This window comes from Dyella sp. AtDHG13 (assembly GCF_003201105.1).
GTDB classification, from domain to species: Bacteria; Pseudomonadota; Gammaproteobacteria; order Xanthomonadales; family Rhodanobacteraceae; genus Dyella; species Dyella jiangningensis_B.
Genome location: NZ_QICJ01000001.1, coordinates 336426 through 349670 on the forward strand (window position 1 = coordinate 336426; position 13245 = coordinate 349670).

General features: G+C 64.2%; 10 protein-coding genes. 6 read left to right on the top strand and 4 right to left on the bottom strand.

Going from position 1 to position 13245, the window contains the following annotated elements; translation table 11 throughout:
• Window positions 1–80 precede the first annotated feature (80 nt).
• From tssI to BDW41_RS01510, 6 genes are all read left to right on the top strand, one after another.
• On the top strand, window positions 81–3215 hold the full coding sequence (gene tssI / locus BDW41_RS01485; RefSeq protein WP_074547233.1) for a type VI secretion system Vgr family protein: 3135 nt from the start codon (window positions 81–83) through the stop codon (window positions 3213–3215).
• Window positions 3212–3721 carry a DUF3828 domain-containing protein gene (locus tag BDW41_RS01490; protein WP_083337538.1) on the top strand — a complete coding sequence of 170 codons (510 nt, stop codon included), beginning with the start codon at window positions 3212–3214 and terminating at the stop codon, window positions 3719–3721. Before tssI ends, BDW41_RS01490 begins: the two co-directional genes overlap by 4 nt.
• A 65-nt stretch (window positions 3722–3786) precedes the next feature.
• Window positions 3787–5616, top strand: coding sequence for a hypothetical protein (locus tag BDW41_RS01495; protein ID WP_074547231.1), 1830 nt, complete (start codon window positions 3787–3789; stop codon window positions 5614–5616).
• Between the two features lie 80 nt (window positions 5617–5696).
• Window positions 5697–6914: a T6SS immunity protein Tli4 family protein gene (locus BDW41_RS01500; RefSeq protein WP_146217281.1), complete on the top strand. Its 1218-nt coding sequence runs from the start codon at window positions 5697–5699 to the stop codon at window positions 6912–6914.
• Between the two features lie 25 nt (window positions 6915–6939).
• Window positions 6940–7200: a PAAR domain-containing protein gene (locus BDW41_RS01505; RefSeq protein WP_074547229.1), complete on the top strand. Its 261-nt coding sequence runs from the start codon at window positions 6940–6942 to the stop codon at window positions 7198–7200.
• Between the two features lie 30 nt (window positions 7201–7230).
• Window positions 7231–7767 (top strand): hypothetical protein, encoded by a 537-nt coding sequence (locus BDW41_RS01510; protein ID WP_074547228.1) that lies wholly within the window; start codon window positions 7231–7233, stop codon window positions 7765–7767.
• Window positions 7768–7810: 43 nt separating this feature from the next.
• Here BDW41_RS01510 and BDW41_RS01515 read toward each other — a convergent pair whose 3' ends face one another.
• The 4 genes from BDW41_RS01515 to bla all read right to left on the bottom strand — a co-directional run bounded on the left by BDW41_RS01515 (window position 7811) and on the right by bla (window position 13215).
• Window positions 7811–10468, bottom strand: a complete 2658-nt coding sequence (locus BDW41_RS01515) for an EAL domain-containing protein (RefSeq protein ID WP_083337551.1) — start codon at window positions 10466–10468, stop codon at window positions 7811–7813.
• Between the two features lie 176 nt (window positions 10469–10644).
• The gene (locus tag BDW41_RS01520; RefSeq protein ID WP_074547226.1) at window positions 10645–11418 is read right to left on the bottom strand and encodes an iron-containing redox enzyme family protein; all 774 of its coding nucleotides are present in this window, start codon (window positions 11416–11418) and stop codon (window positions 10645–10647) included.
• A 318-nt stretch (window positions 11419–11736) separates the two neighbouring features.
• Window positions 11737–12126 carry an MAPEG family protein gene (locus BDW41_RS01525; protein ID WP_074547225.1) on the bottom strand — a complete coding sequence of 130 codons (390 nt, stop codon included), beginning with the start codon at window positions 12124–12126 and terminating at the stop codon, window positions 11737–11739.
• A 66-nt stretch (window positions 12127–12192) separates the two neighbouring features.
• Window positions 12193–13215 (bottom strand): class A beta-lactamase, encoded by a 1023-nt coding sequence (bla, locus tag BDW41_RS01530; protein ID WP_074547224.1) that lies wholly within the window; start codon window positions 13213–13215, stop codon window positions 12193–12195.
• Window positions 13216–13245: the final 30 nt, after the last annotated feature.

The window sequence follows — 13245 nt, forward strand, 5'->3', positions numbered from 1 at the left end:
TCCTGCACAACACATAGAACTTCGCCGACTGTGACCCGCCAGCGGCATCGGTACTGTTGGTGGTTGCCATATCCAGCGTCATGACGCTGCCCTACGCAACCACCATGCAGGAGATGTCCGTGATGTCCCGCAGTGCCGATGTGCGTTACACCTTCACTCCCTCCTCGTCCACCACCTCCTTTGAAGTGGTGAGCTTTTCGCTCGACGAGGCCCTCTCGGCCGATGGACTTCTCTCCGCGGACGGCGCTCCGCTGCCTTTCCGGTTGAGCGTCGAGCTTTCGGCGTTCGACGACAACGTCGATTTCTCCCGGCTATTGGATGCCCCCGCACATTTCGCCATCTGGCGTGACGAGCAAGTCGTGCGGCATGTGTGGGGCATCGTCACCGCCTGGGAACAACGGGACAGCGGCACGCACCGCACGCGCTACAGCGCCGTCATCGAGCCGGCGCTGGCCCGCCTTACCCTTCGCAGCAACTGCCGAATATTCCAGCAGCTCAACGTCCCCGACATCATCAATACGTTGCTCAAGGAGCACGGCCTGCTGGATGTGGAGTGGCACCTCGCGGGAGCGCACCTGCCCCGGGAATTTGCATCGCAATGGAACGAGAGTGACTGGGCCTTTGTGCAGCGCATTGCGGCCGATGAGGGCATCTTTGTGTCGATCGCGCATGATGCGCACCAGCACCGGTTGATCTTCACCGATACCGTGCAGAGCCTTCCCTCGGGCGGCACGCTGATCTACCAACCGCAAGCCGGTGGCATGGCGGATCAACCCAGCCTGCGCCGCTTCCGCTATCGCGAGCAGGTGGCCCCGACGCGCACCGTCGGGCGGGATTACACCTTCCACAACGCCCGATACAACCTGGAGCATCACGCCGTACCGTATGCCTCCGACGCACGGCTCGGGCAGCCCGCTTCCGATACGGAGAGTACTGGCGAGTACGCCTTCATACGGCCAAGCACGATGGGAGCCTCACGGGATACCTACGAGCGCTTCCGCTATCCGGCCGATTACAAGCGGGACGAAGTCGGCAAGCCGTTTACGCGCACCCGTCTCCACGCGGAGCGGCGCGATGCCGCGCAAGCCCATGGGGAAGGCGACGCTGCCTTTCTCATGCCCGGTGTCTCGTACACCCTGGAAGGCCATCCACGGGAGGCCTGGAATCGCGACTGGCGCGTGGTGCGCCTGCATCACGAAGGCACGCAGCATCCCAGCCAGGGCGAAGACGCCACCGAGGGCGCGACCACCTACAGCAACACCGTCGTCTTCGTGCCGCGCGAGTTTGAATGGAAAGCCCCGCTGTGGGCCAAGCCACGCGTGGACGGTCCGCTGATCGCCACCGTGGTCGGCCCGGCGAACGAGGAGGTCTGGGTCGATAAGTGGGGCCGGGTCAAGCTGCAATTCCCGTGGGACCGCGAGGGCAAGAGCGACGATGCCAGCTCCTGCTGGATACGCGTCGCCAAGGGCTGGGCGGGCGTGGCGTGGGGCATGCAGGCGTTGCCGCGGGTGGGACATGAAGCCGTGGTAATCATGCTCGGGGGTGATATCGACCAGCCGATGGTGGTGGCTTCGGCACATCATCCGGGCAACCCGCCACCCTACGAACTCCCCAAGTTCCACGCCATCCACACCGTCAAGAGCAAGGAGCTCAAGGGCAACCGCGCCAACGAACTGCGCATTGACGATACCTCGCAACAGATCAGCGCCGCGCTGATGAGCGACCACGGCGCCACCGCCCTGCACCTGGGCTACCTCACCCACCCGCGCCCGCAAGGCGGCGCGCCGCGCGGTGAAGGGTTCGAGCTGCGCACCGATGAGCATGGCGCGCTGCGTGCCGCCAAGGGTCTGTTGGTCTCGGCCTATGCACAAGCCCAGGCGGGCGGACGACAACTGGATATTGCCGAACTGCTGCAACTGGTCGACCAACTTGCGCAGCAGGCAAAAGACCTGCTTGATGTCGCTCAACGCCAGCAGGCACTGCCCGCTGAGCACGCCTCCCGCGATCAACTGGTTCAGGCAATCCACGCGCTCGGCGCGGGGGCCAACGACAGGCAAAACGATGCTGGCGGCAAGCCCATCGTCATTACGGGTGCACCGGCCGGCCTGGTCACGGCCACGCCGGCCAGCATGCTGCACACGGCGGGCGGCAACATCGAAAGCATCGCCCGACAAGACCAATCATTGATGGCCTCGCGATGCGTGCACATCACCGCTGGCAACGGTATCAGCGCGTTTGCCGTCGATGGCGGTATTCGCCATCTCGCGAACCAGGGTGACATGATCACCCAGGCACAGCGCGGAAACGTCACCGTGCAGGCGAATGAAAACATTCACCACCAGGCAAACAAACAATGCCTGACCGAAGCCAACGACAAGATGATCTTCAAGTGCGGGCGCAGTGCCATCGTGCTCAACCCCGATGGACGCATCGAGCTGTTTGGCACCGAGGTCATACCGCATGCCAAATGGATCGTCGAGGATTCATCGTCGCTGTCCACGGCCGTACAGCAGTGGGATAACACGCCGTTCAACGATCGGTTCCAGGCTCATTTTCCTGATGGCTCGCCGGCGGCGCATCAGCATTACGAGCTGGTGCGAAGCGATGGCACGCGCATCCCTGGCATTACGGATGCCGCAGGCTGGCTGACCCTGCAGCAGGGACTGAATCCGGAAGGGCTGGGCATTGTCTGGCTCGGCGCTGCCGCCACTGAACGAACGGGTGCATCTTCTCTGGACATCGACGACGCACGCATGGCCAAGGCGGCATATGGCGACCCCAGCCAGTGGACGGCACAAGTGGGTTCGGCGTCGGTGGATGTCCACAGCAGCCCGATCCTGGATATCGACAAGGCGGTGAATCAATTGGACTCAGCGGCCAACGATCAATCGACCCGGCGATGCGCGCAATACGTTCGCCAGGCTCTGAACGCCGGCGGGCTAAAGCTGAGTAGTTACCCCGCACAGGCCAAGGCCTATGGCCCCACCTTGCTGTCAAACGGCTTCGGCACCGTGGAGAAAAACGGCTATGTCCCTCAAAAAGGGGACATTGCCGTCATTCAGGACTATCCAGGTGGAAGTCCCGAGGGACACATCACCATGTATGACGGAACCCAGTGGGTATCGGACTTCAAGCAACGGGATATGTGGTCGGGCCCAGGTTATCGCTCCCATCAACCTTCCTACGAGATCTACCGCTACGAGGATCAGCCATGAAGATTCCCCATTCCTCTTTCCGCCTCGCTTGTGTCGCCGCATGGCTTTGCGTATTCGCGCTATCGACAGCCCATGCGGCAGCACCATTGAACGGCGTGGACCCGTTCATACACCGGATCTACGCGAGCTACACGTTGAACGGTCCGGGTATTCCCCTTAGCGGTGAAGGCGCAAAGCCCTTCCTGACGCCATCCCTGCGGCAATTGGTAGACCGTGACCAGCAATTGCTCCATGGCGAAGCGGGCGTGCTCGATGCCGACCCGCTGTGCGCCTGCCAGGATTTCGACATACGCAAGCTGGACGGCATAGCCAAACGCCCGGACAGCACCTATGGCCGCACAAACGTCGACGTGACGTTTCACAACCTTGGCAGGGTGCAAACCATCGAACTAACGCTGATAAAAACGGGGGACGGATGGCGCATTGACGATATCGGCTACAGCGGCATGCCAAGCATCCGGCAGGCATTGACCGAGGAAGTGGAGCAGCTTGGTCATGCGCAGTGACCACGGCCAAGTACCGACGCAAGGCACATGGGCGCCAACCATCTTGAACCACGGGGAATGAAACCATGAGCACACCACCCGACCAGCTCAACGCCCAGCCGCGTGTGGCTCCGTACCATTTCGACGAATTCGGGCGCCAGGTGCACGCCTGGAACCTCACGCCCTCGCACATCACCGAACCGGTGATCCTGCCCCTGGGGCCGCCGCATGTGCTGCCGGTGATCTTTGTGCCCGGCATCATGGGGTCGAATTTGCGCAGCTACATCAACGGTCAATCCGGCGACCCGGTATGGCGCCTGGACTCCAAGCCCGGCCTGGGAAAAAAGTGGATCGGACGTAGCGCAGGGACGCGACAAGTCGCCCTGCACCCTGATCGCGTGGAAGTCGACAACCGCGGCGCTGTGCCCACCAAGGCGGCAGGCTCCGTCGGTTTCGCCACCTACAAAGGGGCGGATGGTCAAACCATCAACATCTACACAGAGCGTGGCTGGGGCGAGATCGCCGCCGCCAGCTACCAGGACTTTCTCCTATGGCTGGAGCACACCCTTAACGGCCAGGGTTGGGACCCCATGACATGGAGCGACTATGGCCTGGTCGATTCAGTAGTTGGTCCCGCCCCGGTCCCAGGCCAGAAACCCGCGCCGTATCCGCCGCAATTGCGCATGCGCGTGCAGGGCCTGCCCGAGGGCAGCGCAGAGAGAAATCTGGAGGAGCTGCCGCTGGTGTTTCGCGACCTGCAAAAGCGCGCCATGTACCTGATGCCCGTGTACGCCTGCGGCTACAACTGGCTGGACTCCAACGAGAAAGCCGCTGAGCGGTTGGCTACGCGCATTGATGAGATCATCCGGCGCTACGGCAGCCGCTGCACCCAGGTCGTGGTGGTAACCCACTCCATGGGTGGCCTGGTCACGCGCCGCTGCGCCATGCTGCCCGGCATGGCCAGCAAGATCGCCGGTGTGGTGCACGGTGTGATGCCCGCCGTGGGCGCGGCGGTGGCCTATCGCCGCTGCAAGGTGGGCATGGCCGACGAAAGCAGCTCCTTTTTCGGCAAAATGGGTGCCCTGGCTATCGGCAACAGCGGTCGCGAGGTCACCGCCGTGTTTGCGCAAGCCCCCGGCGCCCTGCAACTGCTACCGAGCGGCCACTATCCCGCGGGCTGGTTGCGCCTGTGCGACGAACACGGTAGGCCCGCCATGCCACCACAGCCCACCGCCGACGATCCCTATACCCAGATTTACCTGCGGCGGGATCGCTGGTGGGGCCTGGTGCGTGAGGCGTGGCTGGCGCCGGAGGGTGGGCAGGCGATTACGTGGGCTGACTACGTTACTAATGCTGAGTGGGCGCGCAAATTCCACGCAATCATTCGCAATGCATACCATTCCACCACGTACGTGTACTACGGTGCGGACGACCATCAGCCGAGCTTCGCCAATATCACCTGGCGCATGGCCGAACCTGCCCCTCCCCCTCCACACACCCCGCTGGGGCCGGGCAACTTCAACTACCCCACCTATCAGCCAGGTAGGCAAGCGGCCACGCGACCCAGCCCCGAGCGCGTGCAGGCCCTGGGCTTCCACGAAGTTACCGACGACGGCAGCAACCCGGTGCGCCTCACCGCGCCGGGCAATGGCGACACCCGCCAGCCCTGGTACGTGCGCTGCGCCACCCAGGACAGCAGCGGCGACGGCACCGTACCCCGCTGCTCGGGCCGCGCGCCGCTGGCCACCGACAACAGGGGCCATGTGCGCGAACAGTTTCGCCTCACCGGCTTCGATCATGAGGGCTCGTACCAAAACGACGGCGCACGACGCGTCACCCTCTACGCCATCACCCGCATCGCCGGCGCCGCCCTGGTGCCTTGCAGCGCCACCGACGCCGCCAAGGTGCCCGCATGAGGCGCGGACTGTTGCTACTGCTATGCGCCGTTCTACTCGGCGGCTGCACTCACCACCCCACTGATGCGGAGAAACGCACCGTGAGCGAGTTTACCACCCATATGACCACTCACGGCCTGGGCCGCTACCTGATCGATCTGCCGCCCACCTGGCGCTTCGGCAGCGGCGACGTCACGCTGTATTACGGGCTGGGCACCGATTTCAAAACGGTGGACGTCGAAGTGATCGATCAGGGTGTAACCCCGGCACAGTTTCACGCGGCCGTGGCCTGGCGCGCGCAGCGTATTCAAGATGTCACCAACCATGAAACCCATCGCTCGATGCTGGTGGGCTCATGGCCAGTCGATGTACGCATCGATGATGGCAAGGGAGGCAAGGGGCGTGAAGGGATATTGCTGCGGTTTTTCAGAAGTACTCTTGGGGGAGGATCTCAGGCTCATGAACTCCATATGTTGCTCGGCAACACCTATGTGCAACTCACGGCGAAGTCCTATGAGGGCGTTCCCGGAGCCGGTCCTGTAGAAACACGTGATCAGGTCGAAGCACGCCTCAGAACCCTCGCTCGACAGATTTTCCTGATCCGCGACCCCGCCCGCGAGAGACCGGGTTTTATCCTTGGCCCCATCATCATCGACGGCCCGCAGGATCACGAGCGAGCCACGATCAATTTCTACGACCCGAACCGGCTCGACGTGACGCTGGAGGTGGAGAGCATGGCCGTGACGCCCGATGAATCCCCTCGCCTGTTGAACCGCATCGACCGCGATTTCGCCGCCAGCGATACGCCCGTGCATGTGTTGCGGCGTGGCAAGCACGACTTTGCGGGCATGGCCGGTGAAGAGGTCTTGTTCACGATGGAGGAGCAAGCAAACCAAAGCAAAACCACGATTCATAGCTTCACTTTTGTCGGGGAATCGTATCGCCCCGATCCGGGGCTGCCACGCCCTTCCTTCGCGCTGCGACTGAGCGCCGGAGGAGACATCTACTGGGACAGCGACAAAGAACGCCTCGCGCGCCAGGCTGCGCCAGACTACCTGATGAACGAGTCACGCCTGCCCAGCTTTGCGGCTCACGACCCCTCGCCCTCCGGCATACTCGACCCGCCTCCGGTCGATGCCTCGCTCACCGATAACGAGGCCACCGCCGTGTGGGACGCCATTCTGCCCACCATCCGGCCACGCCCGGGCGCGGTGGCGCTGCCAAAGCCCCGCGACGAGCCACCACCGCCGATATCGCGTGATCAAGCCCAACGCGATCAGCAGGCGCTGGATGCATTTATCGCCAGCCGACCCGACTAACCACCCACCTCAAGGAATAGCGACCATGCCCTCTCCCGTTGTCCTCGTTGGACATGCCCATGCCTGCCCCATCCACGGCAGAGGCCATGTCACCACCGGAACCAAGAGCGGTCTTGTCCATGGCAAGGAAGTCGCATGCGCAGGCGACAAAACCAGTTGTGGCGCCACGATCATCGGCGGCTCGCCGGGTGCATCGATTCTTGGAAAAGCCATCGCCCGCAAAGGTGACACTACTGACCACGGCGGCGTACTGGAAGAAGGCGACGCCAGCTGCCTGGTGCCGTAATCGCCAGGCAACCACGAGGAGTGCCACACCATGGACATACCCTTCAACGCACCCCAAGGATACCGGTGGCATGGCAGTGATGCGGTGCTGGCGGCCGTACTGATACCCGATGGCTGGTACGTACATGAGCACACGAAAGGCAGCGTGCACGAGGTACTCGCCTTTCTTCCGGACCATGAGCACCCGGGCGAGTGCCATGCGGCATTGACGCTGAACGCCATGCACCATGTCTCCCGCGTGCTTGGCATAACGGCGCGCAGCTATGGCGCTCAAAGTGTCAAGACCATCAAGGGTCGGCATCAGACCTTGTTCGATGTGGAGACAGCGATGGAAGAAGGCACGATGTCGTGGGCGGTGCGCTTTCGCAGCGTGCTATCCGCTACGCCGCGTATCGTGCACCGCTACATGCTGGCCGACGATGGGGACGATCTGTTGCGCTGGTGCACGTTCGAAGCACCGGAAGATCGCTGGAAGCAGGCATGGCCGACGGGTGAATTCATCTTGCGCCATCTGTGCATGGTTTTATCGCTTGACGTTCCATCGCCAGAGGGAGAGCAGCTGCACTGATGCATTCGCGCCGCCATCTGCCGAAGGCGACATACCTCATGGCTCAGCTCGCCTCGGGCGGCACCAGGCGCAGGTGCGAGTTGCTCTGACGTCGCCCGGGGTTGAGCAGTTGCGCGATGACGGCCGGTTCGACCGGGCGCGAATAGAGGAAGCCCTGCCCTTCCACGCAGCCGGCGCGCAGCAGGAAGCGGTGCTGTTCCTCGGTTTCGATGCCTTCGGCGATGGGGCTGATGTCCAGGCGGCGGCACAGCGTGAGCATGGCTTCGATGATGGCACCATCGCTGCTGTCGTCCGGCAGTCCAGCGACGAAGCTCTGGTCGATCTTCAAATAGTCGATGGCGCGCAGCTTCAGGTAGCTCATCGACGAATAACCGGTGCCGAAGTCATCGATGGCCACGCCCACGCCCAGCGAATGGAGTGCGTGCAGCGTGCGCTCCATTTCTTCGCCCAAGCGCAGGATGGCGCCTTCGGTGATTTCCAGCATCAAGCGTTCGGGGGCGAGGCGGCGCGCTTCCAGCAGCATGCGGATCTCGTCGACGAAGTTGGCCTGCCCGAACCAGTTGGCCGATACGTTCACCGCCATGCGCAGCGGCGGCAGGCCGGCCTTGTCCCAGTCGTACATCTGCTGGCATGCGGCCTGCAGCACCCACTGGTCGATGCGGCGGATCAGGCCCAGCTTTTCCGCCATGGGAATGAACTCGCCGGGCGCAATCAGTCCGCGCTGCGGATGGAACCAGCGCAGCAGCGCCTCCACCGCCACGATGCGCCCGGTGCGCATTTCCACCGTGGGCTGGTACATCAGCCTGAACTCGTTTTCCGCCAGCGCCTTGCGCAGCTCGGACGCCAAGGCGATGCGGCGCCGCGCATCGGCCTGCATACGCGGCGAATAGAAGCGGAAGGCGTTGCGCTCTTCCGTCTTCGCGGCATACATGGCGGCATCCGCATTGGTGATCAGCGTGGGCACGTCGGTGCCGTCGAGCGGGAAGCAGGCGATGCCGATGCTGGCGCTCAGCGCCAGCTCGTAGTCGCCCACCGCGAAGGGTGCGGACAGCACGGAAAGCAGCCGCCCCGCCAGCGCGCTGGCCTGTTCGCGCGAATGCAGGTCGGGTAGCAGCACGGTGAATTCGTCGCCGCCGATGCGGCCCGCCACGCCGCGGTCGCCCAGCTCGTAGGCGATGCGCTCGGCTACCTTCACCAGCAGTTGATCGCCGATGGCATGGGTGTAGCTGTCGTTGACCGCCTTGAACGCATCGAGATCGATGAACACCACCGCCGCCATGCCGCGGTCACGCTCGGCCCGCACGATGGCCTGCACGCAGCGGCGCTCGAACTCGGCGCGGTTGGCCAGGCCGGTGAGCGTGTCGTGCGCCGCCATGTACTGCAGGCGCTGTTCGTTCGCCTTGGCCGCGCTGATGTTGTTGATCACGGCGACGTAGTGCTGCACTTCGCCTTCGGGGTTGCGGATGGCGCTGATGCTGAGCAGTTCCGGGTAGCTGGTGCCGTCCATGCGGCGGCTGCGCACCTCGCCGACCCAGTTGCCTTCCGCTTCGATGGTTTCCCACACCGAGTCGGGCAAGGGCGAGCCGTCCGGCAGGCAGCGCAGGTCGTCGAAGCGCAGGCCCAGCAAAGCCTGCACGGTGAAGCCGGTCATGCGGATATGCGCGGCGTTGACGCGCGCGACGCGGCGCTCGGCGTCCGCGATGATCACGCCTTCGGCGATGCTGGCCAGCGCCTCCGAGGCGATGCGCCGCTGCTGTTCCAGGTTCACGCGCTCGGTGATGTCGCGCATGATGGATTGGCGCACGCTCTGCGTGCCCCAGTGCGTGGTGCTGCTGCGCATTTCGACCGGACGCAATTCATCGCCCGGCCCACGCAGTTCGCCGGTGACGGCGCCGTCGGCGCGATGCAGCAGGGGCGAGAAGAAGGTGGAAAGCTCCTCGCCGGCCAGGTCGTCCACGCCGCGGCCGGTCCATTGCAGCGCGGTGCGGTTGGCTTCCAGGATGCGGCCGCTTTCTTCGTCCACCATCAGGATGGCGTCGGCCGCGCTGTTGAACAGCACACTGTAGCGTTCCTCGGTGCCGCGTATGCGCAGCAGGATGCGGCGTGCCATGCGCAACCACAGCAGCGAGGCGGCGCATGCGGTCAGGAACACGGCGGCGAACAGCACGCGTCCCAGCCAGATGGCGCCCTGCGCCACTTCCAGCGAGAAACCGTTGGTCAGCGGTTCCAGTTCGTTGTTGAGTCCATTGATGCGATCCAACTGCCATTGCAGCCACGAGCGCTGAGGCTGGCCGCGCGCATAGGCGTCCTGCAGCTCCTGCGCCACGGCGTTCAACTGGGTCAGGGGCCGGTCGGCCGCGCGCCACAGGCCCACCGCTTCGCGCATGTGCGGCGCGCCGGTGCAGAAGCGCAACATGAAGATCATGCCCGGCTCCGCCTGCGGCAGGATCTTGCCGCGCTCGAAGGCCAGGTGAATCTGCGCGCGGTCGTAATGGCCCGAGGCGATGGCATCGCGCGCCCAGCCGTCGGAGCGCAGCAACTCGTAGTTGTCGCGGAAGTGCGCCAGCCGGGCGACGTCGCCGGAATTGGCATAGCCGAGCAGATCCACCACGGCCTGCTTCTGGGCCTTGCTCCAGACACTCTCGCCGTTGAGGAAACCGGCGAGAGTGACCTGGACCTGGAGGGCACCCCAGGTAAGAATGAGAATCAAGCCGATAACGGCCACTAGCCCGTAGGCCAACGGCCTCAAGCGACGGGACAGCGGTCTTGGAGAGGTGCTACGGATCAAATCCATGGCGTCCTTTTACACGACCACTTCAGAAAGCTACATCTCGAAGCGATGTCTCGTCCCGCCAGACTGTCGACGACGAGATTCCGTTACGCCGCCTGCTCTTCCACCTCGCCCACCGCATGCTGCACGAGGCAGCGCTCGAGGCCGTAGTGCAGGCTTACATAGCTGCGCTCGATGCATTCCCGCACGTGCTCCACTTCCTCGGGGGCGGGCTGGCTGCCCATCAGGGTACAGACGATTTCCAGCGCCTCCCACGGATGAGTATCGTCATAGGCCGCGTGTAGCTGAAGCCAACGCAGCGTCGCCTTGCGGCCGGCCTCGGGCAGGCTGTTGGCATAAGCCACGCTGTCGTAGACCTTGGCGGACCACTCGCCCGTGACGCCTTCGATGGCGTAGTTGGTGGCGGCGATGCCGGCGGCGAGGGTATCCCGGCCGCAGACGTCGTGGCACCAGTCGGCCGCCGTCTGGGTGCCGCGCGGCGGCGTACCGTCAAGAACGTCTTCACGCGGCACGCCGGCGCCTTCGGCCCAATCCAGCCAATACTCCGCGTGGTTCTGCTCCACGCGGATATTACGTACCAGCCAGCGTCGTGCCATGTTGTCGCCGGCGCTCCTGCCGTAGCGCGTCTTGAGCAGGCTCAGTGCCATGAAGGACGGAAAACGCTCGATCAGCGACCAGGTGCCCACCATGAAGTTGTGCATGGTCTGCGGGTCGATGCTGCCGTCGCGCATCATGTCCCACATCACGTGGTCGCGAACGCTCCGGCGGGCGGGTTCGCAGGCTTCAACCATTTCGCGCGCCCACTTCGGGTAGCTGGAAAGTTCGGTCAGCGAGCCGGTGCGTACAGTGTTGGTGTTCATGCAATGTCTCCAGTGATCGATCAGGGAATGCCGCCGAACCCTGCCGGCGGCCCGGCACGCACTGCGCCGGACCTGCATAGTGGTCACGCCTTGGAGAGCTTGCGAACGCCCCGTTCGAGGCCGTTTTTTGGAAACCTCATAACTGGTTGATGGACATTGGAAAAATAAAACCGGTGCAACGCCGTGCCATGCCGCAATGATGGGAGACCGGCGCCAGAAAACCGGCGAACGCCAGATTTTTGACGACCGCGGGCGCCTTGGCAGCCCGCCTGGGGCAAGGCTTTTCACGTGGCCATCACGGCGTCGGCCGCGGCGGGATCATCCGAACGCGGCCGACAGCACCATCACGATCCCGACCACGGAAGCGGTCCAGACCAGCGTGCGCAGATAGGGAATGCCGATCGCATAGACCGGCAGATAGATGACGCGCGCCCACACGTAGAGCTGGGCGCCGAGCGCGGTCTGGGCGTTGGTGCGCTGGCCCACCACGACCACCAGCACCGCGGCGGCGAAGAACGCGAAGGTCTCGAGGTAATTCCGGCTGGCGCGATCCACCCGTGCGGCAAGCCCGGTCAATGGCACCTGCTCATCGCGATTGCCCGCGTTCCAGGCCATGCCACGCCGCACCAGCGACAACAGCGTGGCGAACACCAGGTAGACCAGCCCCAGCGCCACCGACCAACCCAACATCTTCAGCTCGACCGGCATGTCGCACCTCCTCGTTGGATGTGGCGACATGATGCGCCGGGACGCCGCCCGGCACTACCCGGCGTATCAGGGATGAGCGGCCGTCGCCACGGTGCGTGCGATCTCGGCGAACAACTGGTCGCGCTCCTTGGCGGTCGTGGCCGAATCCATCAGGAACGCCGCCACGAGCACCTTGTGGCCATCGGGCCAGGTGATGATGCCCATGTCGTTGAAGGCCGCCGTGCGGTTGCCCAGCGAGCCGCTGGTGCCGGTCTTGTCGGCGAAGCGCACGCCAGGCGGCAGACCGGCGCGCAGGCGATTGGGGATGGTCTGCGCCTTCATCAACGCCAGCAGGCGCTGCGTGGACGCCGGCGACAGCAGGCTTCCCTCCACCAGTTTGTGCAGGAAGGTGATGGCCGCGTCCGGCGTGGTGCGGTTGCGCGGGTCCTTCAGGAACGCCTGGTAGCCATGCTCGTAGCGTTTCGCCGCTGCCGCGTCGCTTTCGTTTTCGGGTGCCTGCCCGCCGGGCGGCAGTCCGTTGAAGATCCGCGAAATGCCGGCTTCATCCATATCCACGCGCATGCCCTCGATGCCGTGGGCGCGGAAGTATTCCGTCACCACATCCGGCCCGCCCACGGTGCGAAGCAAGGCGTTCACCGCCGTGTTGTCGCTCTCGCTGACGGCCGCCTTCAGCAGTTGCTCGAGCGTGAAATCCATGCGCTCGCCCTTGAAGTGCGTACCGACGGAAGGAATGGCCGAACCGCTTTGCACCTGGTCGCGAGTGATCGATACCAGCTGCTGCAACGACAGCGTGCCTTCGTCGACGCGCGACAGCACGGCGGCTGCGACCGGCGCCTTGAACACGCTCATCATCGGAAAGGCCACTTCCGCATTCACACGCGGCGATGCGCCGGTGGAAAGGTCCAGCACGGCGATGCCGAGCGTGGCCGGGCGCGCTCGTTGCGCGAGTGCTTCAAGCGAATGCTGTAGCGCATCGTCGACATGTGCGGCTTTCGCGGGTTCCGCCGCAAGCGAAGGCGTCGAAGCGCTCGCGCATGCCAGGGCGAAGACGGCCGCGGCCAGCGCGCGGCGTGCATAGGGGAATGTCATGGGAGTCCTTGCCGATGTGATTGCCGCCCG